Origin of the sequence: Pseudomonas sp. p99-361, assembly GCF_003935475.1 — a bacterium.
GTDB lineage: Bacteria > Pseudomonadota > Gammaproteobacteria > Pseudomonadales > Pseudomonadaceae > Aquipseudomonas > Aquipseudomonas juntendi.
Genome location: NZ_RHQO01000008.1, coordinates 26,990 through 53,125 on the forward strand (window position 1 = coordinate 26,990; position 26,136 = coordinate 53,125).

A 26,136-nucleotide genomic window follows, 5' to 3' on the forward strand; every position below is an offset into this window, starting at 1 on the left:
TCGCGAGCTGCGCTCGCTCCTACGCTTGTTTCGGGCCAGTAACGCCTGTGACAGGCGCGCGCGACCGCCTTGTTTGTACGGCACGGTATTGAGGCATGCGCCAATGCGTTCGCGCGCAAATCCCACAGGCATAAATGGCCCGAAACAAGCGTAGGAGCGAGCGCAGCTCGCGATGCGCCGCGCGGGCGGCGCTCGATCTCCCAAGCGCCGAATCTCCAAAGGCGAACACCTATCAGCCCCAGCACGGATCCCCCCCGCTTAAAACCCGACACACCGCGACATATTGTCGGCTTGACTTTGCCTGTCCTCGCTAAATTGCTGTAAAGTTGACGTTCAGGTCAGCTTTCTGCAAGCCAGGCCCAGAATCAGAAGAAAGGGCAGACCCTCGACTGCCCAGAGGATCAAGCATGTCCAACCGTGATATTTCCAGGCGCGCCTTCCTGCAAGGCGGCCTGGTCGCTGGTGTCGGTGTGACCATGGCGCCACTTGGCAGCCAGGCGTTCGCCGCGCTGATGGAGGAACGCGTCACCACTTCGCCGCAGAAGTGGATGAACCACGACGGCAAGGCGCGTTTCCGTAATGATGCGTTGTCCAAGGTCTGCGGCGACAAGGTGTTCGCCCGCGACATCCGTGCCAAGGACATGCCGGGCTGGCCGGTGCAACAGGGCCATGCCTTGTTGCTCAAAGCCACCAAGGCTGACCGCATCTATGCCGGGCATGACCTGAGCCTGCTGGGGGCAGACCTGCAACCAGACCGTGTCGTCACCGCCGCCGACCTGGAACAGGACGGCATCGCCTGGCCCGAAGCGCACTCGCCCGACCCGCTGCTGCCGCCTGGCAAGGTACCGATGTTCATCGGCCACCCCGTGGCAATCCTGATCTGGCACGATTTCGAGCGTTTCCGCCAGGCCAAGCGCAAGCTGCAGTTCAACGACCAGGCGATCCGCTACGGCGCCCAGGCGCCGCTGTACCAGCGTGACCCCTATGGCAGCTTCCGCTTCGTGCGGGTGGGCGGTGCCACGCCGTTCGACGACGATGAGTTCTCCAGCCTGAAGAATTCCATGCTGTTCCCCACCATCCTCAACCGCAAGCCGGTGTGGTCGAAACAGCCCAACCAGCATGGTGACCTGACCGAGCAGGGGCTGTTCTACGCCAACCGTATGGCCGAACAGCTGGACAACCCGCCCGAGGACTGGCTGGTGTTCGACGAGCGCTACAAGACGCCGTCCATCGAACCTGCCGCGCTGGAGCCGGACAACGGCAATGGCTGGTACGACCGGGCCAGCGGCACGCTGCACTTCGTGGTTGCCACCCAGTGCCCGTTCGAAGTGGCGCAGGAATGCGTGCACATGATCAAGCCGTCGCGGTTCACCCTGAACACCCTGAACATGCACCCCGGCTATACCGTGGGCTACGGCTCCAAGGACAACAACATCTTCGTTTTCTACGCTGCCGTGGCTGCGTTGTACGGCGACGGGGTACCGGTCCGCCTGGCCAATGACCGCTACGAGCAGTTCCAGAGCGGCATCAAGCGCCATGCCTTCGATATCCGCTACCAACTGGCGGTGGACAAGAAAGACAACAGCTTCAAGATTTTCCGCGCCGACATGAGCTGCGACGGTGGCGGGCGCATCAACTACAGCCCGTCGGTGGCCGCAGTGGGTGCGACCGCAGCGCAGTCGATCTATTACATGCCGCAGAACGACCTGTCGGTGACTGCCTATTACTCGCGTGGCGTGGAGGCGGGCTCCATGCGCGGCTATGGCACCCTGCAGAGCATGGCGGCGACTGAAATGATGGTCGATGAAATCGCCGGCCGCCTGGGCGTGGATGCCATCGACCTGCGCCGTGCCAACGCGCTGAAGTCGGGCATGAAGAACACCCAGGGCGCGGTGCCGGCCGGCGCCCTGCGCCTGTACGAAATTCTCGACAAGGCCGCTGTGCACGACCGGTGGCGCAACCGTGACGCACGCAAGCAGCAGATGGATGCCAAGGACCAGGATCACTGGTACGGCGTGGGTTTCGCCATCTGCCAGAAAGACTTCGGGACTGGCGCGGAAGCGCCGATGGCCAGCGTCGAGTTCAGCCGCGACGGGCGCATCAGCCTGCGCCACATCGGTACCGAACTGGGCACTGGCATGTCCACTTCGCAGGCCCTGGTGGTCAGCGACTTCCTTGGCCGTTCGGCCGATGAGGTGCGCACTGCCGTTACCGAGTGGCCAGAGCTGCAGCTGACCACCAGCGGCAACCCGTACCTGATCAGCCAGCCCGAACAGGACGCTGCCCTGCGTAACCCGCGCTGGGTGGGCAAGCTGGCGTCGCCATCGTCGGCGACCAACTCGGCGTTCTATTTCAGCCACGCTACTCGCGAAGCGGCACGGGTACTGTTCAACCATGGCCTGTGGCCGGCGGCCATGGCCATCTGGCGCCAGGGGCCTTACGGCGGGCAGGCCAACCCGCTGGTGGTGCGCCGCGAGAACGCTGTGTGGGTCAACGGTGAGCTGACCGGCAACGGCCTGGCACCGATCCCGTTCGCCCAGCTGGCGCAAAAGGCCCATGACATGGGCCTGGTCACCGGTGTGAGCGTACACGGCTTCAACCGCTGGAGCTGGGCCGAGGCCGACTTCGTCATCGACGGTGTGCGCGAGCGCTTCCCGCTCGACGCCGTGGCCGTGAAATACGGCGACGGCGCGGTCAACGCCAAGAAAGCGCAGATGAGCAGCCACGGTTATCACCTGCTCGACCGGCAGAACGCGGCGTACCCCGATACCCAGCTGAACAACGCCATGGTCACCTACTACAGCCCGGTGGCGACCATTGTCGAAGTCAAGGTCAACAAGGGCACCCACGAAGTGCAAGTGCTCAACCACCACAGCTGGGTCGAGTGCGGCCGGGCGCTGGTGCCGGAGCTGGTCAAAGGCCAGCTCGAAGGTGGCATCGCCATGGGTATCGGGCACGCCCTGACCGAAGAAATGCCAATGTACGAGGGCGGGCCCGGGGAGGGCGACTGGAACTTCAACCGCTACCGCCTGCCGCATGCGCGCGATGTGGCGGTGTGGCAGCAGACCAGCGAAATTCTGCCGCCGCTGTCACCCACCGACCCGTCCAAGGGCATTGCCGAAGTGGTGATGATCCCGGTCGTCGGTGCCATTGGCAATGCCGTCGCGCATGCCATTGGCAAGCGCGTGCGCGATCTGCCCATTACCCCAGCCCGTATCAAGGAGGCCCTCAATGGCTAACCGCCCACTGCAACTGACCCTCAACGGTCAACCGGTCGGCCCGGTCGAGGTCCCCGACGACCTGGCGATGCTCGACTACCTGCACGAACACCAGAACCTCACCGGTTCGCGCCTGGGCTGCGGCCAGGGCATCTGCCACGCCTGCGTGGTGATCGTGGACAACCCGGACGGCACCTGCGAAGAAGTGCGCACCTGCATCACCGGTGCCCACTACTTTGCAGGCAAGAAAGTGCGCACCATCGAAGGCCATGCCAGCAAGGACGAGGCCGGCAACCTGACGCTGAACCCGATCCAGCAGAAGTTCGTCGACCTGTTCGCCTTCCAGTGCAGTTACTGCGCACCAGGCTTCGTCAACGCCGCTACCGTGCTGGTGGAAACCGCCCAGCGCCAGCCGCTGAACAAGAGCGAAGTGCAAGACCGTATCGAGGCCAGCCTCGGGCACCACATCTGCCGGTGCACAGGCTACGTGCGTTACTACGACGCCACCCGCCAGGTGCTCAACGACCTCGGCCTGGTCAAGGAGGGTTGAACATGGGCTTCGTACGTAGCGCATTGGCGCTGGCGTTGGGTGTTGCCGTCAGTTCGGCGGCCCTGGCTGCCGATGAAGCACAGGTCAAGCGCGGTGAATACCTGGCCCGCGCCGCCGACTGCATGGCCTGTCACACCGCCGAAGGTGGCGCACCGTATGCCGGCGGCCTGCCGATCCATTCGCCGTTCGGCACCATCTACGGCAGCAATATCACCCCGGACAAGCAGTACGGCATCGGCAACTACAGCGGCGACGAGTTTTTCGCAGCAGTCACGCAGGGCAAGCGCAAGGATGGTGCCAACCTTTATCCCGCGATGCCTTACACCTCGTACCACCTGATCAAGCGCGAAGACTCGGACGCGATTCTTGCCTACCTGAAAACCGTACCGCCGATCAACCGCCCGGCCCCGCAGACGGCGCTGCGCTTCCCGTTCAACGTGCGCATGGGCCTGAGCGGCTGGAACCTGTTGTATGGCAAGAGCGTGCAGCTGCAGCCAGCCGAGGGCAAAAGCCCGGCCTGGCAGCGTGGCCAGTACCTGGTCGAAGTCATGGGCCACTGTGGCGAGTGCCATACCCCACGCAATGCGATCGGTGCACTGCAGCAGGACCAGCGCCTGAGTGGCGGCCTGCTGGCGGGTTACCTGGCGCCCAGCCTGCTGGCCCAGGACCTGGCTGAGCGGGGCTGGACCCAGCCAGACTTGACCACCTTCCTCAAGCACGGCATCAGCGCCCAGGGCAGCATGTTCAACGAGATGTTCCCGGTGGTGCACCACAGCACCCAGCACCTGGAGGACGCCGACCTGGCGGCCATGGCCACCTACCTGCTGGGCGACCAGCCACCCGCGGCCAAGGTCATCCAGCCGGTTGCCCTGGCGCAGATGAGCGACAGTGCCCAGCGCGGCCACCAGCAGTACCTGAACGTTTGCGCCGGCTGCCATGGGGTCGACGGCGAGGGCAAGCCACACGTCGCCGTGGCCATGCAGGGCAATACCGTGCTGCGCCAGGCCGACTCGCGCAACCTGGTCAAGGTCATCCTCGAAGGCATCCGCGAACAACAGTTCACCGGCTTCGAGCGCATGCAGCCGATGCCTGGCTTCGCCGGTAAGCTGGATGACCAGCAGGTGACGGACATGGTCAACTACCTGCGCCAGGCCTGGGGTGGATTGCCCGGTGACCTGAAGGTACAGCAGCTCGCCGAGCTGCAGGCGGAGTAACCGGTGCAGCATCTCGATCTTCAGGTGATTCGCCAGGCCTTGCAGTGGTCGTGCAGCGGTCAGCAGGTGTGGTTGTGCACGGTACTCGCCACCTACGGTTCGGCGCCGCGTGCACCGGGGTCGCTGCTGGCGGTCAACGCCAGCGGCCAGTGGCTGGGTTCGTTGTCTGGTGGCTGCGTAGAGGACGACTTCCTGCACCGTGTGGCCTTGGGCGAGTTCGCCGAGCCGGTCACCCTTGTGCGTTACGGCGATGGCAGTGACCCCCGCTCGGGCATTCGCCTGCCGTGCGGCGGGGTGCTGGAAGTGCTGGTGGAAAACCTGGCGGCCGAGTGCGACGTGCAGGCCCACCTGCGCGAGTTGCAAAGCGCATTGCTGGGGCAGCGCCGGTTGTTGCGTGAAGTGCGCCTGCCCGACGGCAACCGCCAGTTGGTGCCTGACACCAGCCAGGGGCCGCGGGTGCAGCGTGAGCCCACCTGTGTACGGCTGCGCGTCGGCGCCGCCCAGCGCCTGCTGCTGGCGGGCTATTCCAGCGTGGCGCACTGTTGCGCCGAGTTCGGCAAAGGCCTGGGCTTCGAAGTGATTCTCTGCGAGCCACGTGATGAGGTGCTCGACGGCGTGCACCTGGACGGCATCGAGCTACGCCGCGAGCTGCCGTCGGAATTTATCGCCAATGGCGGTTGCCATGCCGACACGGCGGTGGTTGCATTGACCCATGATCCGAAAATCGATGACCTGGCCATGCTTGAAGCGGTGCGTACCGAAGCGTTCTACATCGGCGTGATGGGCTCGAAGGCCACCTCTGACAAGCGTCGCGAGCGCTTGCAGCGCATTGGTGGGCTGGGTGAGGTCGAACTGGGGCGCATTCATGCACCGATCGGCCTCAACCTGGGCAGCAAGACCCCGGCAGAGATCGCCCTGGCGGTGCTGGCCGATGTGCTGCGGGTGCGTAACGGCATCGGGCGGGCTGCGCTGTGAGCGTGGTCGCGCTGGTGCTGGCTGCCGGGCGCGGCACGCGTTTCGGTGCTGACAAGCGCTTGGCGACCCTGGCTGACGGCCGCAGCATGCTGGCGCATAGCGTGGCGCGGGCGAGGGCGGTGTTCGACGATGTGCGTGTGGTGCTGCGCGAGGGTGAACGGGGGGAGGATTTCGGTTTGCCTGCCGGTTGCCGGGTGATCGTTAGCCCGGATGCGGCGCTGGGGCTGGGGCACAGCCTGGTGGCCGGGGGCCGGTCGTTGGGCGACAGCCACGCGCAGGCGGTGGCGATTTTGCTGGGTGATATGCCGTGGATCGAGTTGGCCACCCTGCGCCGGTTGGCCGAGGCCTCCAGCGTTTCGCGCATTGTGTTGCCGCGCCATGCGGGGCAACAGGGGCACCCGGTGATCTTTGGCCGCGATTTCTGGCCGGCGCTGGGGCAGTTGACCGGTGATGAAGGGGCGCGGGCGGTAGTGCGCGCGCAGCGGGATTGTTGTGTGGAGGTTGAGGTGGAGGATGCAGGGGTGTTGCGGGATGTGGATACGCCGCAGGGGTTGATTTAGGCATGGGGTGTTTGCCACAACATGTTCTGCGCCTGTGAAAGGTGTTCGCCGAAACAATTTCAGCGCTTATGAGATCGAGCGCCGCCCGCGCGGCGCATCGCGACCAAGGTCGCTCCTACATTTGTTTCGGGCCAGTCCATCCTGTGCCAGGCGCGCGCGACAGCCTTGTTTGTACGACGCCATATCGAGACATGCACCAAGGGGCGCGCGCGGATCCCACAGGAATAATTGGCCCGAAACAAATGTAGGAGCGACCTTGGTCGCGATGCGCCGCGCGGGCGGCGCTCGATCTCACAGGCGCTGAAAATCTTTCGGCGAACACCTGATCCCCCCACAAAAGGTCCATAATCCCCCCTTAATCCCCCCATAGTGCAATACCAGCCACACCACTCCGGGAGCCCCACCATGCACGTTCTGCTCTGCGAGGACGACGACCTGATCGCCGCCGGCATCTGCGCCGGCCTTACCGCTCAGGGCCTGACCGTCGACCGGGTGGGCAACGCCGCCGCTGCGCGGGCCATGCTGCAGGCGGCGCAGTTCGACGTGATGGTCCTCGACCTGGGCCTGCCCGACGAAGACGGCCTCAAGCTGCTGCGCCGCCTGCGCGAAAAAGGCGAGACCTTGCCGGTACTGGTGCTCACCGCGCGCGACGCCGTCACCGATCGCGTCGATGGCCTGCAGGCCGGTGCCGACGATTACCTGCTCAAACCCTTCGACCTGCGCGAGCTGGCTGCACGCCTGCACACCCTGCTGCGGCGGGTGGCGGGGCGGGCGGTCAATGTGATCGAGCACGGCCCGCTGCGTTATGACCCCAGCAGTTGCGAGGCGACCCTGGCCGGCCAGCAGGTCGACCTTTCCCGCCGTGAACAGGCGCTGTTGCAGGCCCTGCTGCAAAACCCCGGGCGGGTGTTGTCCAGCGAGCAGTTGAAGGACTGCGTGTATGGCTTCAGTGACGAAGTGGAAAGCAACGCCCTGAACGTGCATATCCACCACCTGCGGCGCAAGCTCGGCAACGGTATCGTCGAGACCGTGCGCGGCCTGGGCTACCGCCTGGGCCCGGCGCAGGCACCGGAAGAGGCTGCACCATGAGCCTGCGGGTACGCTTGAGCCTGATCCTGGGCAGTGCCTTCATCATCATCTGGGTGCTGGCTGCGGCATGGATGCTGCGCGACCTGCGCCAGCAGATGATGTTTTCCCTCGACCAACGGCTGGTCGCCTCGGCGCGCATGGTCGCCGGGCTGATCGACCAGTTGCCGCAGCCATTGACGGCCAAGGGCGGCGAGGCGCATTTCTCGGCCGACCAGTTCAGCGTGCCGGACGGCATGGCCTGCCAGGTCAGCTCGCTGCGCGGCGAAATCCTCGCCAGCAACCACAAGCACGACGGGACCATGGATGACGAGCGCAGCGGCTTCCGCGACCAGACCATCGACGGCGCTTCGTGGCGCACCTTCACCTACAACCATGGGGATGTGCGCATCACCACCGCCGACCGGCATATGGAGCGTGAAGCGCTGAACCAGTCGATCCTGCTGGCGGCTTCGGCGCCGGTGCTGATGGCCCTGCTCGGTAGCCTGGGGTTGTTGTGGATCGGCCTGGGCAAGGGCCTGGAACCGCTCAACCGCATGCGCGATGCCTTGCGCCGCAGGCGTGCCGACAGCGTAGAGCCGTTGCAGGTGGCGGGCCTGCCCAGCGAGTTGCAACCGTTGCTGGACACCCAGAACCAGCTGTTCCTGCGCATTGCCCAGACCATCGAACGCGAGCGGCGCCTGACTGACGACGCCGCGCACGAGTTGCGCAGCCCGTTGACCGCAATCAAGACCCACCTGCAGGTGGCGCGCATGACCGATGGCGCCGTGCGCGAGCAGGCACTGGAGCATGCCGAGCAGGGCGCCGACCGCATGCACCGTACCCTTGAGCAGTTGCTGATGCTGGCACGGGTGGAGGGCAGCCTTTCGTTCGAGGATGGCGTGCAGTGCAGCGCCGAGCAGGTGGCCCGCCAGGCCGTACAGGACGCGGGCGGGGGTGACAACCGGCGTATCGTGTTGCGCCTGCCTGAAGAGGCCACGCAGATCTACCTGGGCATGCCGGCGCCGCTGGCAGTGGCCGCGCTGCGCAACCTGCTGGACAACGCCCTGCGCCATGGCGGCGAACAGGCAGTGGAGTTGGAGGTGCAGATGGCTGACGGGCAGGTGGGCTTCATGGTGCGTGACCATGGGCCGGGGATTGCCGAGGCGGATCTGGAACACCTTACCGAGCGTTTCTGGCGCAGCGGGCAGAGCGGTGGTTGCGGGCTGGGGTTGGCGATCGTGCAGGCGATCGTGCAGCGGTGTGCCGGTAGCCTCAGGTTCGACAGCAGTAGCGATGGCTTGCGGGTGTGGTTACGAGTGCCGGCGCGTTCGAGCAGTTGATTTTCACTGCCTGTGCCGGCCCTTTCGCGGGCTTGCCCGCTCCCACAGGGTCAGGCGCTGTGCAGTACCTGTGGGAGCGGGCAAGCCCGCGAAAGGGCCGGCACAGGGGGAATAAAATACAGTAACAACCGCTAAATCCTCCCAGCACCCAAGCGTTTTCCAAGCGACGAACACCCGCACTTTCGCTCGCTTGCGAGGATTTACCCATGTCCACCGCTTCCAGCCTTGCCCAGGTCCCGCCGGCCAGCGTGCCGCAGGCCCTGTACGAATTCATCGACTCACCCTTGCTGCAACGCCAGCAACAGCAAGAGTCCAACGCCCGCAGCTACCCACGGCGCATCCCGCTGGCGCTCAAGCGCGCCAGGGGTATCCACGTTGAAGACGTCGAAGGCCGACAGTTCATCGACTGCCTGGCGGGCGCCGGCACCTTGGCGCTGGGCCATAACCACCCGGTGGTGATCGAGGCGATCCAGCGTGTGCTGGCCGATGAGATCCCCTTGCACACACTCGACCTGACCACACCGGTCAAGGACCGCTTCGTTCAGGACCTGTACAGCACCCTGCCCGAGGCCCTGCGCCGCGAGGCCAAGGTGCAGTTCTGCGGCCCGACCGGGACCGACGCCGTGGAGGCGGCCCTCAAGCTGGTGCGCAGCGCCACCGGGCGCAGCACCGTGTTGGCCTTCCAGGGTGCCTACCATGGCATGAGTCAGGGGGCCCTGAGCCTGATGGGCAGCCATGGTCCCAAGCAACCGCTGGGTGCCTTGTTGAGCAGCGGCGTGCAGTTCATGCCATACCCGTACGACTACCGCTGCCCGTTCGGCCTGGGCGGTGAGGCCGGGGTCAAGGCCAACCTGCATTACCTGCAAAACCTGCTGCTCGATCCGGAAAGCGGGGTGCCACTGCCGGCTGCAGTCATCCTGGAGGTGGTGCAGGGCGAGGGCGGGGTGATCCCGGCCGATATCGAATGGCTCAAGGGGGTGCGCCGGATCACCGAGCAGGCGGGTGTGGCCTTGATCGTCGATGAGATTCAGAGCGGCTTTGCCCGTACCGGGCGGATGTTCGCCTTCGAGCATGCCGGCATCGTGCCGGACGTGGTCACGCTGTCCAAGGCCATTGGCGGCAGCCTGCCGTTGGCGGTGGTGGTGTACCGCGACTGGCTGGACACGTGGAAACCGGGGGCGCACGCCGGCACCTTCCGCGGTAACCAGATGGCCATGGCGGCGGGTTCGGCGGTGATCGACTACCTGGTCGAGCATCGCCTGGCCGAGCATGCCGAGGCCATGGGGCTACGGTTGCGTGGGCACCTGCAGCGCCTGCAGCGGGACTACCCGCAGTTGGGTGATATCCGTGGCCGGGGCTTGATGCTGGGCGTGGAGCTGGTCGACCCGCAAGGCCAGCCCGATGTGCTGGGCCACCCACCGGCTAACCGCGACCTGGCGCCCAAGGTGCAGCGCGAGTGCCTCAAGCGTGGCCTGATTCTGGAGCTGGGAGGGCGACATGGTGCGGTGGTGCGCTTCTTGCCACCGTTGATCATCAGCGGCGAGCAGATCGATGAAGTCGCGCAGCGCTTTGCCGAGGCGTTGATCGCGGCGGTCTGACTGATTGGCGGGGCCACAAAGCGGCCCCGCCAATAGCCTATCCATCACCGTCGCCGCTTCTCCCGCCACCAGGCGTGAAACCCACTGCTGGCGCTACTGATCTCTTCCCGCAGGGTTTCCATTCATAACCGCATGACGTCACCGTAGGCCAAGTTCGGCGCACGCATTTGAAGGCGCCCGGCCGCGCGGCTGCAGGGGCTAAATCGGCCTCGCGCAGTTTCGTCCTTGTGGGATGACTGGACCCTCTGGTCCCGCTTCCTATTGCTAAGGACGCATCGCATGAATGCCGAAGATTCGTTGAAACTCGCTCGCCGCTTCATTGAACTGCCGCCGGAAAAACGCCGTTTGTTCCTGGCCGCGCTGCAACGAGAGGGGGTGGATTTTGCCGTGTTTCCGATCCCGGGCAATGTCGCCGAGGCCAGCCGTGACCGGCTCTCGTATGCACAGCGGCGCATGGCGTTCTTGTGGCAGCTGGACCCACAGGGCGCGGCCTACAACCTGCCCATGGCCGTAAGGCTCAAGGGCGAGCTGAATCTTGTCGCGCTGCAAGCTGCGTTCGATCAGTTGGTGGCCCGCCACGAAAGCCTGCGCACACGCCTGCGGGCCGACGCCGACGAATGGCTGCAGGAGGTACTGCCGCCCGCTGCAGTGGCCATCACCCGCCACGACCTCAGCCTGCTCGAGGCCTGCGAGCGCGAGCAGCAGGTCCTCACGCTCGGCGCCGCCGAGGCGCAGGCGCCGTTCGACCTGGTGCAAGGGCCGCTGCTGCGGGTGCAACTGGTGAAGTTGCAGGCGCAAGAGCATGTGCTGATGTTGACGCTGCACCACATCGTCGCCGACGGCTGGTCGCTGAATGTACTGGTCGACGAGTTCGTGCAGCTGTACGACGCCGCGTGCAGCCAGGTGTCGCTGTCGTTGCCGGCCTTGCCCATCCAGTACCGCGACTACGCCCTGTGGCAGCGCAGCTGGCTGGAGGCGGGCGAGCAGGAGCGGCAGATGGCGTACTGGCGAGACAAGCTGGGCGACGACCATGCGCCCCTCGACTTGCCGTTCGACCACCCGCAGCAAGCGCTGCCCAGCTTGCGCGGCAAGCGTGTGGAACTGCAGCTCGAGGCGGACCTGGCGGCGCGCCTGGCCAGCCTGGCCAAGGCCCATGGCGTGACCTTGTTCATGGTGCTGCTGGCCTCGTTCAAGTTGCTGCTGCAGCGCTACAGCGGCCAGCGGGCCATTCGCGTCGGCGTACCGGTCGCCAACCGCCACCGCAGTGAAGTGGAAGGCCTGATCGGCTGCTTCATCAATACCCAGGTGCTGCACACCGAGATCGACCCGCTGATGGACGTGGCGCAACTGCTGCTTCGGGTCAAGGACACCGCGTTGGGGGCCCAGGCCCATCAGGACCTGCCGTTCGAGCAGTTGGTCGAGGCCCTGGGCGTGCCGCGCAGTGCCAGCCATATCCCGTTGTTCCAGGTGCTGTTCAACCATCAGGCGGCCATCGCCGATGCAGGGCAGATTCAGCTGGCCAGCGGCCTGACCCTGGAAAAAGTCGCGCTGGACAAGCACAGCGCACGTTTCGACCTGTCGCTGGACACCTACGAGAGTGCCGGCCGCCTGCACGCGGTGTTCACCTATGCCGTGGACCGCTTCGAACCGCACACCGTGGCGACGCTCAGCCAGCACTGGCTGCGCCTGCTACAGGGCCTGACCGAGCGTGCGCAAGGCCCGGTGGGCGAGCTGGTGCCGGGCGATGAAGCGCCCTTGGTCGTGCCCCAGGCGTTTGACGCCCCCGCGGCGGTCCACACACTGATCGATGCCGCTGCCGCACGCGATCCGCAGCAGTTGGCGGCAGTCAGTGGCAGCCAGCAGATCAGCCATGGCGCCCTGCAAGCCCGCGCCGAGGGCGTGGCCCGGGTGCTGCTGGGCGCCGGCGTGCAGCCCGACGAGCGGGTGGCGGTGCTGGCCGATCGCTCCATCGACATGCTGGTCGCCATCCTGGCTGTGCTCAAGGCCGGTGCCGCCTACCTGCCGCTGGAGCCCGGACAGCCACAGGCGCGGCTGGATTTCATGCTGGCCGACAGCCAGGTCAAGCGGGTACTGGCCCCGGCGGGGCGGCTGCAACTGGCGCCCGGCATCGAGCGTATCGACCCCACGGGTGATTACCCGGCGGCGCCGTTGCCGCGCGTGCCTGTGCACGCCGACAACCTGGCGTACGTGATCTACACCTCCGGTACCACCGGCACACCAAAGGGCGTCGCCATCAGCCATGGCGCCCTGGCCAACTATGTGCAAAGCGTGGGCGAACGCCTGCGTATCGACGAACTGCGCAGCCTGGCGATGGTCACCACACCGGCGGCAGACCTGGGGCACACCATGCTCTTCGGCGCCCTGTGCAACGGCAAGACCTTGCACATGCTGGCCAATGATACGGTGCTGGACGCCCAGGCCTACGCGCACTACCTGCAACGGCATGCCATCGACGCGGTGAAGATGGTGCCCTCGCACCTGCAGGCGATGCTCGCCGCCGGCAGCGATGCCCTGCCTCGGCGCTGCCTGGTGGTCGGCGGTGAGGCCATCAGCCCAGCGCTGATCGCGCGCATCGCCGCGCTGGCACCGGGGCTGCGGCTGCTCAACCACTACGGCCCGACCGAAACCACGGTCGGTGTGCTGACCCATGAGGTCCACGGCCAGGCCTTGCTGGGGCGCCCGCTGGGCAACCTCAGCGTGCAGGTTTTCGACGCCTGCCTGCTGCCGGTGCCGGCTGGCGCGCGCGGCGAGTTGTACCTGGGCGGTGCGGGCCTGGCCAGGGGCTACCTGGGGCAGCCGGCGCTGACCGCCGAGCGCTTCGTGCCCGACCCTTCGGGCCAGGGCGGGCGCCTGTACCGCAGCGGCGACTGGGTCCGCCGTGATGGCCACGGCCAACTGGCGTTCGCCGGGCGCATGGACGGCCAGTTGAAGATCCGTGGCTATCGCGTGGAACTGGCGGAAATCGACAACTGCCTGCGCCAGTTACCCGAGCTGGACACCGCCGTGGTGCGCGTGGTCGGCGAGCAGGACAACCGGCAACTGGCCGCCTACCTGGTGCCCAGGGCGTGGCCTGCGGACGAGGCGGGCCGGCAGGTCTGCATCGACGCCGCCCGGCTGGCGCTGCGCCAGACGCTGCCCGAGCACATGGTGCCGCGGTACCTGATGCTGTTGCCGCACCTGCCGGTGACAGCCAACGGCAAGGTCGACCTGCAAGCCCTGCCGCAGGCGCTGGCCACCCAGGTGAACTACCGTGCCCCGGTAACCGCGCTGCAAGCGAAGGTGGCGGCAATCTGGGCCGAGGTGCTGCAAGTGGACCAGGTGGGCCTGGACGACAACTTCTTCGCGTTGGGCGGCCACTCGTTGCTGGCCACCCAGGTGGTGTCGCGGATCCGCGAGCAGTTGCAGCGGGAAGTGGCCTTGCGCGTGCTGTTCGATACCCGTGACCTGGAGGCGTATGCCCAGGTACTCGAAGGCCTGGAGCAAACCGGCGGCGGCGCCATCGCGCTGCTGGACCGCAGCGAGCGCCTGCCCGTCTCCCATGCCCAGTACCGGCAGTGGATGTTCTGGAAGCTCAACCCCGACAGCACCGCCTACAACACGCCACTGGCGGTGACCTTGCGCGGCGCGCTGGACCTGGGCGCCCTGCAGGCCGCCTTCGATGCGCTGGTCGCGCGGCACGAAAGCCTGCGCACCGTGTTCGCCGAGCACGATGGCCTGCCCTGGCAGGTGGTGAAACCGGCCGCGCCGGTGCTCATCGAGGCCCAGGACCTGATCGGTCTGTCACGCGATGCGCTCAAGCCTCACCTGGACCAGCTGTTCGCCAGCCCCTTCGACCTGGCCCAAGGGCCGCTGCTGCGCGTCGCGCTGTGGCGCACTGCCGCGCAGGAGCACCTGCTGGCCGTGTCGTTGCACCATATCGTCTCCGACGGCTGGTCGATGAGCGTGATGGTGCGCGAGCTGGCCGCCGCGTACAACGCCCGCACCCAGGGGCAGGCCGACCAGCGCCCGGCGCTGGCGGTGCAGTACGCCGACTATGCCGGCTGGCAGCGCCAGCGCCTGGCCGAGGGCCAGTTGCAGGCGCAGCTGGCGTTCTGGAAGGCCAACCTGGAGGACGATTTCGCGGTGCTGGAGTTGCCTGCCGACCGCTTGCGTCCACAGCAACAGAGCTACCGCGGCGGGCGCATCGACGTGCAACTGCCCGCCGAACTGACCGGCCAGCTGCGGCGCCTGGCGGTGGCAGCCAATGCCACGCTGTTCCATGTGTTCCTGGCCTCGTTCGCCCTGCTGCTGTCGCGCTACAGCGGGCGGGAGACCCTCAACATTGGTATTCCCGTCACCAATCGCAACCGCCTGGAACTGGAAGGCCTGATCGGCTTTTTCGTCAATACCCTCATTGCCCGGGTCGGCATCGTGCCCGCGCACACCTTTGGCCAGTTGCTGGCCGCGGTCAAGGAAACCACCCTTCAGGCCCAGGCCAACAAGGACATCCCCTTCGACGTGCTGGTCGAGCAGCTCAAGCCGGAGCGCGGCCTGGCCCACAACCCACTGTTTCAGGTGATGTTCAACCACCTGCTGGATGTGGGCGAGAAGGTCTCCAGTGACAGCGTGCAGGGCTTGCACGTGGAAGAAGTGCAGTGGCTGGAGCAGACCACCCAGTTCGACCTGTCGCTGGACACCCTGGAGCGCTCGGACGGCGTGACCGCGACCTTCAACTATGCCACCGACCTGTTCGATGCCGAGCGCATCCAGCGCCTGGCGGGGCACTGGCTGACCTTGCTGGCCAGCCTCGGTCAGGCCGAGGTGGCCGTTGCCGAGCTGCCGATTGTAGATGCCGCGCAGCAGCGCCAGCTGGTCCAGGACTGGAACCCGCTGCCCACCGCCACCGCACAGGCGCCCGACACCCTGCAACTGATCGAAGCCCAGGCCCAGGCACGGCCGCAGGCCACGGCGCTGGTGCTCGACGCCCAAAGCATGACTTACGGCGAGCTGAACCGCCGGGCCAACCGCCTGGCGCACCGCTTGCGCGAACAGGGCGTGGGCCCCGATGTGCGGGTCGGCATCGCGGCGCAGCGCAGCCTCGAACTGATCGTCGGCCTGCTGGCGGTTCTCAAGGCCGGTGGCGCCTATGTGCCGCTGGACCCTTCCTACCCGCGCGAGCGGCTGGTGCACATGCTCCAGGACAGTGGCATCGAACTGCTGCTGAGCCAGCCCGAACTGGCGTCGAGCCTGCCAGACCTGGCAGGCGTGCGCCGCATGCACCTGAGCGCGGCGCAGGAGGCAGTGGCGGGCGGCAACGAGGGCAACCCGCAGCCGCTGACCGTGGCAAGCAACCTGGCCTATGTGATCTACACCTCCGGCTCCACCGGCAAACCCAAGGGCGTGGCCATCGCCCGTGGCGAACTGTCGGCGTTCTGCCAGGTGGCCGCGGAGTATTCGCGACTCACCCCTGAAGACAAGGTGTTGCAGTTCGCCACCGTCAGCTTCGACGGCTTCGTCGAGCAGCTGTACCCGGCGCTGTGCGTGGGTGCGCAGGTGGTGATGCGGGGCGAACAGCGCTGGGACATCGAGACGCTGACCGCCACCATCGTCCGCCAGGGTGTGACCGTGGCCGACCTGCCCACCGCGTACTGGCGGCTGTTCGCCGCGCACATGCGCGGTGCGTCGTCCTGTGGCGCCCTGCGCCAGGTGCACGTGGGCGGCGAAGCCATGCCGCCCGAAGGCCTCAACGACTGGTTTGCCTCCTGCCTCAAGGGCGTGCGTCTGCTCAATACCTACGGGCCGACCGAGGCCACGGTGGTGTCGACCGTGTTCGACTGCTCGGCCAGCGCCTTGCAGGCGTTGCCTAAGGCAAGCGTACCGATCGGCACGGCCATCGGCGGGCGTGCTACCTACCTGTGCGACAGCGGCTTCACGCTGGCGCCCGTGGGGGTGGTGGCAGAGCTGTTGATCGGCGGCAACGGTTGCCTGGCGCGGGGCTATTTCAACCGGCCGGCGCTGACCGCCGAGCGCTTCGTGCCCGACCCCTTCGACACCAGCCTGGCAGGCGGTGGGCGCCTGTACCGCACCGGTGACCTGGCGCGGTACCGCACCGATGGTGTGCTGGAGTACAGCGGGCGGATCGACCACCAGGTCAAGGTCCGCGGGTTCCGGGTGGAAATGGGCGAGATCGAGGGCCACCTGCTGGGCCACGCCCTGGTGCGCGAAGCCGTGGTGCTGGCGCAGCCGACCGCCAACGGCGTGCAACTGGTGGGCTACGTGGTGCCTGCCGATGCTGGGCAGGCCGGCGACCTGCAGGCCGAAGCGGCGCTGCGTGACACCTTGCGTGATGCGCTCAAGGGCAGCCTGCCCGAACACATGGTGCCGGCGTTCCTGCTCATCCTTCCGGCATTGCCGTTGTCGCCCAACGGCAAGCTGGACCGCAAGGCGCTGCCGGCGGTCGATGCCAGTCTGCTGCAACAGGCCTACCAGGCCCCGGCCAGTACCCTGGAGGCGCAGGTCGCCGACCTTTGGGCGCAGGTGCTCAAGCTGGACCGCGTGGGGCGCGCCGACCACTTCTTTGAGCTGGGCGGCCACTCGTTGCTGGCCACCCAGATGATCTCCCGGGTCCGTCAGGCCCTGAGCATCGACCTGCCGCTGCGCAGCGTGTTCGAGGCCCCAGTGCTGGCCGACTTCGCCGCGCTGGCCGGGGGCGCGGCGCGCGCAACCCCGGGCGGCATTCCCCAAGTGGACCGTGACCAGCCTCTGGCGTTGTCCTACGGCCAGCAACGTCACTGGTTCCTCTGGCAGTTGCAACCTGACAGTGCGGCGTACCATGTGCCGGCCGTGCTGCGCCTGACGGGTGCACTGCATGTGCCCGCCCTGCAACGCAGCTTCAATGACCTGATCGCGCGCCACGAGCCGCTGCGCACGACCTTCTGCCAGGACGGCGACCAGGTGCGCCAGGTCATCCACGCCAGCCTGCCACTGGCGTTCGCCGTGGAGGATGCGCAGGCCTGGGACGATGCCCAGGTGCAGGCGCACATCGACGCGGAAATCCAGTGCCCCTTCGACTTGCAGCACGGGCCGTTGATGCGCGTGCGCCTGCTGTCGCGGGGCCAGGCCGAGCATGTGCTGATCGTCACCCAGCACCACATCGTCACCGACGGCTGGTCGGTGCCGATCATGCTCGACGAGTGGGTGCAACTGTATGAGGGGCACCGCCAGGGGCAGCCCGTGATACTGCCGGCGCTGGCGATCCAGTACGCCGATTTCGCCCAGTGGCAGCGCCAATGGATGGCGGGCGGCGAACGCGACCGCCAGCTGGCCTACTGGCGCGCCCAACTGGGCAGCGAGCAGCCGTTACTGCAACTGCCTACCGACCGGCCACGGCCCAACGTGCAAAGCCACGCTGGCGCACGCCTGGCGCTGCAGCTCGACGCACCGCTCACCCAATCGTTGCGGGCGTTGGCATCGGCGGCCGATGCCACGTTGTTCATGGTGTTGCTGGCGGGTTGGCAAAGCGTGCTGCAACGTTACTCGGGCCAAGCCGATATCCGTGTCGGCGTGCCCATCGCCAACCGCACGCAGGTGGAAACCGAGCAGTTGATCGGCTTCTTCGTCAACACCCAGGTGATGAAGGCCGAATTCGCCCCCGACACCACCTTTGCCGGCTTGCTGGCCCAGGTGAAACAGGCCGCCCTGGGCGCGCAGATGCACCAGGACCTGCCGTTCGAGCAACTGGTGGAGGCTTTGCAGCCCGAGCGCAGCCAAAGCCACAGCCCGCTGTTCCAGGTCATGTTCAACCATCAGGGCCAGGCCCAGGGCGACCGCCGCACGCTGCCGGGGCTGAGCCTGGAGTTGTGGCCGCATGCCCATGGCACCGCGCAGTTCGACCTGACCCTGGACACCGTCGACAATGGCACCACCCTGGCGGCGTCGCTGACCTATGCGACCGAACTGTTCGATGCCGCGACCGTCGAGCGCCTGGGGCGGCACTGGCTGCGGTTGCTGCAAGCGGTCGCCGCTGCGCCGCAGCAGGCAATCGCCCGGGTGGCGTTGCTCGATGCCGACGAACAGCGCCAGACCGTGCAGGCCTGGAACCCGCGCACCGCGCACTACCCACAAGGCCATTGCCTGCACCAGCTGATCGAGCAGCAGGTGGTGCGCAACCCGCAGGCCATCGCTGTGACCCTGGGCCGCCAGCACTTGAGCTATGACCAGCTCAATCGCCGGGCCAACCGCCTGGCGCACCGCTTGCGCGAGCTGGGCGTGGGGCCGGATGTGCGCGTTGGTGTGGCGCTGGAGCGCAGCCTGGAGATGGTCGTCAGCCTGTTGGCGATTCTCAAGGCCGGTGGCGCCTACCTGCCGCTGGACCCGCATTACCCGAGCGAACGCCTGGCCTACATGCTGGAGGACAGTGGCGTGCAGTGGGTGCTGACCCAGCCGCACCTGCAGCAGCGGCTGTCGGCCGGCCCGGCGGTGCAGTGCCTGGAGGTGGGCAGCGGCGAGGGCGCCTGGTCGGCCTACAGCGAGGCCAACCCCGACAGTGGTGCGCATCCGCAGAACCTGGCGTATGTGATCTACACCTCCGGCTCCACCGGCAAGCCCAAGGGCACCTTGCTCGCGCACCAGAACGTCACGCGCTTGTTCGCGGCGACCCAGGGCGATTTCGGCTTCGACGCCGGGGATGTCTGGACGGTGTTCCATTCCTACGCCTTCGACTTCTCCGTGTGGGAGCTGTTCGGCGCGCTGCTACATGGCGGGCGGGCGGTGATCGTGCCGCAGGACGTGGCACGCTCGGCCGAAGATTTCCATGAGCTGCTGGTGCAGGAGCGGGTCACGGTGCTGAACCAGACCCCTTCGGCGTTCAAACCGCTGATTCGCGCCGCCTGTGCCGGCGCCCGCGAGGGCAAGGCACTTGCGCTGCGCTATGTGGTGTTTGGCGGTGAAGCGCTGGATGTGGCCAGCCTCGCACCCTGGTTCGACCAGTTCGGCGATGCCACACCGCGGTTGATCAACATGTACGGCATCACCGAGACCACGGTACACGTCACCTACCGCCCGGTGACCCGCGCGGACTTGCAGGGCGGTGTGACCAGCCCGTTGGGCCGGGTCATCGACGACCTGACCTGGTACCTGCTGGACGAAGCGTTCGAGCTGGCGCCACAGGGTTGTCGGGGTGAGCTGCATGTCGGCCAGGCCGGCCTGGCCCGGGGCTATTTCAACCGCCCGGCGCTGACCGCCGAACGCTTCGTGCCCGACCCCTTCGACACCAGCGCGCAAGGGGGCGGGCGGCTCTACCGCACGGGCGACCTGGCCCGTAGCGCAGGCAATGGGGTGATCGAGTACAGCGGCCGTATCGACCACCAGGTCAAGGTGCGGGGCTTCCGCATCGAGCTGGGGGAAATCGAGGCCCGGCTGGTGGAGCAGGCGGTCGTGCGCGAAGCCGCGGTGCTGGCCCAGGAAGGACCGGGCGGCACGCAGCTGGTGGCCTATGTGGTGCCTGCCGAAGCGCTGCCGGGCAGCCTGGAGGCCCAGCAGGGCCTGCGCGACAGCTTGCGTAGCGCGCTCAAGGCGGTGCTGGTCGAGCACATGGTGCCGGCCCATCTGCTGTTTCTCGCCAGCCTGCCATTGACCGCCAATGGCAAGCTCGACCGCAAGGCGTTGCCGCAGCCACAGACCGACCGCCAGGGGCATGCCTATGTCGCGCCCGAGGGTGAGCGCGAGCAGCAGGTGGCGGCGATCTGGGCCCAAGTGCTGGACGTCGAGCGGGTAGGGCGCAGCGATGACTTCTTCGCCCTGGGCGGGCATTCACTGCTGGCGACCCAGGTGGTGGCGCGGGTGCGCCAGCAACTGGCGCCGGGCCTGAAGCTGCGTGCCCTGTTCGATCACCCGCGGCTGGACGCGTTTGTCGCCTGCCTGGGCCATGACGAACAGGCGCGGCCAGCGCTGCCGCTGTTGCAGGCCCGCGCCGTCAGCACCCAGGCGCCGCTGGCGCTGGTGCAGCGCCGGTTGTGGGTGGTCGAGCAACTGTCCCCAGGGAGTGCCGCCTATGGCATGCCCATGGCGTTGCGCCTGCGCGGCGAACTGTCGGTCGAGCTGCTGCATGCCAGCCTGCAGGCTGTGGTCGGCCGCCATGAGGTGCTGCGCACCACCTATGGCCAGGACAGCGAGGGCGAACCGGTTGCCCTGATCGCACCACACCTGGCCGTAGACCTGCCGTTGCACGACTGGTCGCAGTTGAGCCGCGCCGAACAGGAGGCCCAGGTGGCGGCCCAGGCGCTGGCCAACGAAGCCCATCCGTTCGTGCTCGATCAGGGGCCGCTGCTGCGTATGCAGCTCGCCCGCCTGGGGCCGCAGGAGCATGTGCTGTTCTATTCGATGCACCACATTATCTCCGATGGCTGGTCGATGGCGGTCATGGCCAACGAACTGGTGGGAATCTATGCCCGCCTGCGTGCGGGGGACCACACGCCGCTGCCGCCACTGGCGCTGCAATACTCGGACTTCGCCCACTGGCAGCAGGCGCTGCAGGACGCTGGCGTGCTGCAGCAACAGGCGCAGTACTGGGCACGGACCCTGGCTGGCTACTCCGGGCAGTTGCCGTTGCCGCTGCGCCAGCCGCGGCCTGCCAAGGCCAGCCATGAGGGCGGCACGGTCCCGTTCCGCCTGCGCGAAGGTTTGACCGCGGCACTCAACGCCTTGGCGGCGCAGGCCCAGGTCACCCTGTACAGCGTGATCCTGGCGGCCTTCCAGGCCTACCTGCACCGCCTGACCCGCAGTGACGATGTGGTGGTGGGCGTCGACTACGCCGGCCGCCAGCAGCCTGAACTTGAAGGGTTGATCGGTTTCTTCGTCAACGTCCTGCCGGTGCGCTCACGCCAGCTGCCCGGCAGCACCTTCGCCCAGTTCCTGGCGCAGGGGCGCGAGCAGTTGCTCAACGCCTTCGAGCATCAGGACCTGCCGCTGGACATGATCGTCGAGGCCGCACGGGTACCTCGGCACAAGGGCATCAGCCCGCTGGTGCAGGTGCTGTTCGTGATGAACGACCTGCCACTGCCCACCGCGGGTATCGACGGGTTGAGCGTCGAGGCGCTGCCCAGCGTGTCGCAGCAGTCGAAATTCGACATGGGGCTGTTCGTCGAACAGGGTCAGCAGGCCGAGCTCAGCGGCCATTGGCAGTATGCCTCGGCGTTGTTCGAGCAGGCTGAGATCCAGGGGTTCGTGGACGGCTGGATCGCCGTTCTCGAGCAGATCACATGTGACCAGAGCGTGAGAGTGGAAGACATGAACGTGCCAATGCAACACGCGGCGGCCGGCCCGGCAGTACCTGCCGGCAAAGCCAACAAGCTGGACAAGTTCCTGAAAAAGAACCAGGCCCGTCCGGCAGGGCAAGCGCAGCAACCGGTGCGCGAGTCCCTGCTGGTGCCAGAGCAGGTGTTCCCGTTGCTGCTGGAACCGACTGACCCCGGCCTAGACGTGACCGGCTGGATCGCGGCCAACCGCGCCTGGGTCGAGGAAAAGCTGGTTCACCACGGTGGCATCCTGTTCCGCAATTTCAGCATCCCCGACAGCCAGGCGTTCGAGGCGTTCGCCGAGGCGGTGCAGCCAGGCCTGTACGGCAACTACGGTGATCTGCCGAAGAAGGAGGGCGGGCAGAACACCTACCGCTCCACGCCTTACCCCGAGAAGAAGATGATCCTCTTCCACAACGAAAGCGCCCACCAGGACAGCTGGCCGCGAAAGCAGCTGTTCTACTGCGAGCTGCCGTCGCCGGTCGGCGGCGCCACCCCGGTGGTGGATTGCCGGCAGATGTACCAGCGCCTGCCCACCGCCCTGCGTGAGCGGTTCGAGCGCAATGGCTTGCTGTACGTGCGCACCTTCACCGGCAAGCTCGACGTGTCCTGGCAGCATTTCTTCAAGACCGAACAGCGCGCCGAAGTCGAGGCCCGCTGCCAGGCCTCCGGTATCCAGTGGCAGTGGCTGGCCGATGACGGGCTGCAGATCCGCACGCCATGCCCGGCCATCATCACCCACCCGGTGAGCGGTGCGCGGTCGTTCTTCAACCAGGTGCAGCTGCACCACCCTTACTGCCTGGATGCCGACGTGCGCGAAGACCTGCTGACGCTGTTCGGCAACGAGCGCATGCCGCGCAACGTGTATTACGGCGATGGTTCGCCGATCGAGGACGAGGTGATGCAGCGCATCGGCGAACTGTACGAAGCCTGCGCGGTGCGTTTCGACTGGCGCAAGGGCGACGTGATCCTGCTGGACAACATGCTGATCGCCCACGCCCGCGACCCCTTCGAAGGGCCGCGCAAGATCGTCGTCGCCATGGGCGACATGCTCGACCGGGCCAGCCTGGCGGCGACCCAGGTACAGCCACAGGAGGTGGACGCATGAGCACGCCAATGTCTGAAAGCGTTGCCCTGTGCCCGCAACAGCAAGTGGCCCTGAAGGCCCTGCAGCGCGCCACGACCTTCGCCCAGGCGTGCCGGCAGGTCACCCTGCACATCCAGGGCGAGCTGGATGTGCCGCGCCTGCAGCGCGCCGTGGCCGCGCTGCCCGAGCTGCACCCCGAGCTGACCGCGCGGCTGCAGACGGTGCCGGGCTTCCACGGCCTGCGCTGGTGCCCTGGCGCCGACCGCGCGCCATTGGCATTGGCCGCGCACCTGTCGGCGTTGCCTGCCGAGGCGCTTGAGCAGCAGCGCCAGGCCTGGTTGGACTCGCCGTTCTCCCTGACTCAGGGCCCCTGGGCGCAAGCCTTGCTGCTGCGCCTGGACCAGACGCATTGGCAACTGACCCTGGCGGTGGCCAGCGTGCTGGTCGATGGCCCTGGCATGGGCCTGCTGGCCGAAGGGCTGATTACCCTGTACCGGGCACCTGATACACGCCAGGACGAGGCGGCCGGGTGCTTCGAGCAGTACCTGCAATGGCGTGCGGAAACGGCCATCGACGAGGATGCCGGGCAGGCCCAGCGTTACTGGCACGATCATCTTCAGGGTGAGGCGAGCGGCCATGCCAGGCTGGCGTATCGCCTCGGCGACAGCCGTGGAACGCCGGTGCAGCGTGTGCAGGTCGCACTCGACCCGGCGCTGAAGGCCGGCCTGCAAGGCCGGGCCGCTGCGTTGCAGGTGGCAATGCCAGCCTTGTTGCAGGCCGCCTGGTGGGCGCTGCTGGGGCGGGTCAGCGACCAACCCGCTTTCCTCGCTCAATGGCGCCATGACGGCCGCGAGGACTATGACTACTTTGCCCAGAGCGCCGGCGTGCTGGAAAAGGCCCTGCCGGTGCAGGTGCGTATTGATGAAAGCCAGCGCTTCGATGCGTGGGTGAGCGCGTTCGCCGCGCTGGCGGCGCAGCACGTGACCTGGCAGGAGTACTGGGCGGCGGCGCCTGACCAGGCGCTGCCCGCCCTGGGTTTTGCCGCTGTGCGTGAGTACTGCGTCGACGCCCCGTCGGGGTGGCGCCTGGAGCAGGTGGCGCAAGGCGCTGATGGCTGTGAACTGATGCTGCAGGTGCAGCTGTCGGCGCAGGGTGAATGCAAGGCACTGGCGCTCGATTTTCTGCCCGACTGCTACAGCGCTTCCAGCATGCAGCGTCTGCTCGAACAGTTGCTGATGTTGCTGCAAGGGGTTGTCGATGACGCCACGACCGCGATCGGCGCGCTTGACCTGGTCGGTGCGGCGGAGCAGGCACGCCTGCTGGCCCTCAACCCGGCAGTACCGACGTCGCCGGCGCCATTGCTGATGGCCCGGCTGGCGCAGTGGCTGGCACAGGCGCCGAGCCGCGATGCGCTGGTGCACGGCGAGCAGCGCCTGAGTTACGCCGGCCTGGGGCAGCGGGTCCGGCGACTGGCTGCCGGCCTGGCTGCCCAGGGTGTGGGGCCGGGGGCCCGGGTGGCCGTCGCCTTGCCCCGTTCGAGTGCCCTGGTGGAATCGATCCTGGCCACCTGGTGGCTGGGCGCGGCCTATGTGCCGCTGGACCCACATTGGCCACAGGCCCGCCAGGCCAGCATCGTCGGCCTGGCGGGCGCGGCCTGGCTGCTCGGCCAGCCCGCGCAGCCAGATCCGTGGGACGCGCAGGGTGTGCAGTTGCTCGACCCGGCGGCGCTGGTGGTGCAGCAGGCAGACGACGGTGCGCAAGCTTGCCCGTTGCAGGGCGACGAGGCGGCCTACGTGCTATTCACCTCCGGCTCCACCGGCGAGCCCAAGGGCGTGGTGATCGAGCATCGGCAGTTGGCCAACTACCTGGCCGGTGCCACGCAGCTCCTGGGCCTGGAGCAGTGCTCGCGGTTCGCCTTCACCAGCGGCGTGGCGGCGGACCTGGGCAATACCACCCTGTTCGGTGCCCTGTACAACGGGGCTTGCCTGCTGGTGGCGGATGAAGACACCCTGCGCGACCCCGAACGCTTCAGGGACTACCTGGTGGCCGGCGAGGTCGATTGCCTCAAGATCGTCCCTTCGCACCTGGGCGCCTTGCTCGAAGCCGAACAACCACGCCTGCCTGGCACCCTGGTACTGGGTGGCGAGGCGCCAGCCCCTGGCCTGCTCCAGCGGGTCTTCCAGTTGCGCGCCGATTGCCGCGTGTTCAACCACTATGGCCCCACCGAGGCCACGGTCGGGGTGATGGTGCAGGTGCTGACGCCTGAGCCGCTCGGCCACGGGCCGGTCGGGCTGGGCAGCGTGCTGCCGGGCAACCAGGTGTACGTGCTGGATGCACGGCACCGCCTGGTGCCCCCTGGCGTGCTGGGCGAGCTCTACATCAGCGGCCGGCAGCTGTGCCGGGGCTACCTGAACGACGCGGGCGAAGCCTTCGTCGACCACCCGTTCGCGCCGGGAGAGCGGCTGTACCGCACGGGCGACCTGGCCCGTTACCGCGTTGATGGCAGCCTGGCCCTGCATGGGCGCAGGGACCAGCAGGTCAAGCTCAATGGCTTCCGGGTCGAGCTGGCGGAGCTTGAGGCCGAGCTGCAGCGGGTGGCCTGTGTGCGCGAGGCAGCGGTGGTCGCGGTACCTGCCGAGGACGCCCAGGCGGGGCTGCAGCCAGCGGCCTTCGTGGTGGTGCAGGCCGATGAGCAGAACCCGCAAGCCAGTATCCGCCGCGACCTGGCCTTGCGCCTGCCGGAGCCGTTGCTACCACGGCGTATCCAGGTGGTGGCGCAGTTGCCCCGGCTGGCCAATGGCAAGGTCGACCGCCAGGGCTTGGCGAAGCTGGCACCGCAGGCCCCGCAAACCGAGCAGCAGCCAGCCCGCACGGCGCTGGAACGCCTGCTGGCCAAGCGTATGGGGCAATTGCTGGAGCAGCCGGCCCTGGGCCTGCACCAGGACTTTTTTGCCGCCGGCGGTCACTCGTTGCTGGCAATCAAGCTGGTGGCGGGCATTCGCAACGTGCTGCGCCGCGAGGTGAGCCCGGCCATGGTGTTCGACAACCCGACCGTGGCCGAGCTTGCCCAGGCCTTGGGCGCATTGCCCGGCAGCGATGCGCAGGCACTGGAAGCGCTGGCCCGTGCCCACTTGCAACTGGAGGCATTGCCGCCGGAGCAGCGCGCGGCACTGGAAGAAAAGGCCCGGCGCCTGCGCGAAACGCAGCGCTGAACCGAGGGCCCGGGTGCGTC

Annotated in this window: 10 protein-coding genes; all 10 read left to right on the plus strand. The window is 67.2% G+C overall.

Features of this window, described 5'->3' with window-relative positions; translation table 11 throughout:
- Positions 1–407 precede the first annotated feature (407 nt).
- The 10 genes from EGJ22_RS05670 to EGJ22_RS05725 all read left to right on the plus strand — a co-directional run bounded on the left by EGJ22_RS05670 (position 408) and on the right by EGJ22_RS05725 (position 26,116).
- Complete coding sequence (locus EGJ22_RS05670) at positions 408–3,239, plus strand: xanthine dehydrogenase family protein molybdopterin-binding subunit (protein ID WP_029887984.1); 2,832 nt, start codon at positions 408–410, stop codon at positions 3,237–3,239.
- The gene (locus EGJ22_RS05675) at positions 3,232–3,768 is read left to right on the plus strand and encodes a (2Fe-2S)-binding protein (protein ID WP_029887985.1); all 537 of its coding nucleotides are present in this window, start codon (positions 3,232–3,234) and stop codon (positions 3,766–3,768) included. Before EGJ22_RS05670 ends, EGJ22_RS05675 begins: the two co-directional genes overlap by 8 nt.
- 2 nt (positions 3,769–3,770) lie before the next feature.
- The gene (locus tag EGJ22_RS05680; RefSeq protein ID WP_029887986.1) at positions 3,771–4,982 is read left to right on the plus strand and encodes a cytochrome c; all 1,212 of its coding nucleotides are present in this window, start codon (positions 3,771–3,773) and stop codon (positions 4,980–4,982) included.
- 3 nt (positions 4,983–4,985) lie between these two features.
- Positions 4,986–5,957, plus strand: a complete 972-nt coding sequence (locus tag EGJ22_RS05685) for an XdhC family protein (protein ID WP_029887987.1) — start codon at positions 4,986–4,988, stop codon at positions 5,955–5,957.
- Complete coding sequence (locus EGJ22_RS05690; protein ID WP_029887988.1) at positions 5,954–6,517, plus strand: NTP transferase domain-containing protein; 564 nt, start codon at positions 5,954–5,956, stop codon at positions 6,515–6,517. Before EGJ22_RS05685 ends, EGJ22_RS05690 begins: the two co-directional genes overlap by 4 nt.
- 405 nt (positions 6,518–6,922) lie before the next feature.
- On the plus strand, positions 6,923–7,606 hold the full coding sequence (locus EGJ22_RS05705; protein ID WP_009684795.1) for a response regulator transcription factor: 684 nt from the start codon (positions 6,923–6,925) through the stop codon (positions 7,604–7,606).
- Positions 7,603–8,925: an ATP-binding protein gene (locus EGJ22_RS05710; RefSeq protein ID WP_064314289.1), complete on the plus strand. Its 1,323-nt coding sequence runs from the start codon at positions 7,603–7,605 to the stop codon at positions 8,923–8,925. Before EGJ22_RS05705 ends, EGJ22_RS05710 begins: the two co-directional genes overlap by 4 nt.
- A 206-nt stretch (positions 8,926–9,131) precedes the next feature.
- Positions 9,132–10,523: an aspartate aminotransferase family protein gene (locus tag EGJ22_RS05715; RefSeq protein WP_029886512.1), complete on the plus strand. Its 1,392-nt coding sequence runs from the start codon at positions 9,132–9,134 to the stop codon at positions 10,521–10,523.
- 279 nt (positions 10,524–10,802) lie between these two features.
- A complete protein-coding gene (locus EGJ22_RS05720) occupies positions 10,803–22,925 on the plus strand; it encodes a non-ribosomal peptide synthetase (protein WP_050492213.1) in 12,123 nt (4,040 codons plus the stop codon).
- A complete protein-coding gene (locus tag EGJ22_RS05725) occupies positions 22,922–26,116 on the plus strand; it encodes an amino acid adenylation domain-containing protein (protein ID WP_029886514.1) in 3,195 nt (1,064 codons plus the stop codon). Before EGJ22_RS05720 ends, EGJ22_RS05725 begins: the two co-directional genes overlap by 4 nt.
- The last annotated feature ends 20 nt before the right edge of the window (positions 26,117–26,136 follow it).

Excerpts from the sequence above, each read along its gene's own strand:
- EGJ22_RS05670 (WP_029887984.1), top strand. The coding sequence starts at position 408 with ATGTCCAACCGTGATATTTCCAGGCGCGCCTTCCTGCAAGGCGGCCTG.
- EGJ22_RS05675 (WP_029887985.1), top strand. The coding sequence starts at position 3,232 with ATGGCTAACCGCCCACTGCAACTGACCCTCAACGGTCAACCGGTCGGC.
- EGJ22_RS05680 (WP_029887986.1), top strand. The coding sequence starts at position 3,771 with ATGGGCTTCGTACGTAGCGCATTGGCGCTGGCGTTGGGTGTTGCCGTC.
- EGJ22_RS05705 (WP_009684795.1), top strand. The coding sequence starts at position 6,923 with ATGCACGTTCTGCTCTGCGAGGACGACGACCTGATCGCCGCCGGCATC.
- EGJ22_RS05710 (WP_064314289.1), top strand. The coding sequence starts at position 7,603 with ATGAGCCTGCGGGTACGCTTGAGCCTGATCCTGGGCAGTGCCTTCATC.
- EGJ22_RS05715 (WP_029886512.1), top strand. The coding sequence starts at position 9,132 with ATGTCCACCGCTTCCAGCCTTGCCCAGGTCCCGCCGGCCAGCGTGCCG.
- EGJ22_RS05720 (WP_050492213.1), top strand. The coding sequence starts at position 10,803 with ATGAATGCCGAAGATTCGTTGAAACTCGCTCGCCGCTTCATTGAACTG.
- EGJ22_RS05725 (WP_029886514.1), top strand. The coding sequence starts at position 22,922 with ATGAGCACGCCAATGTCTGAAAGCGTTGCCCTGTGCCCGCAACAGCAA.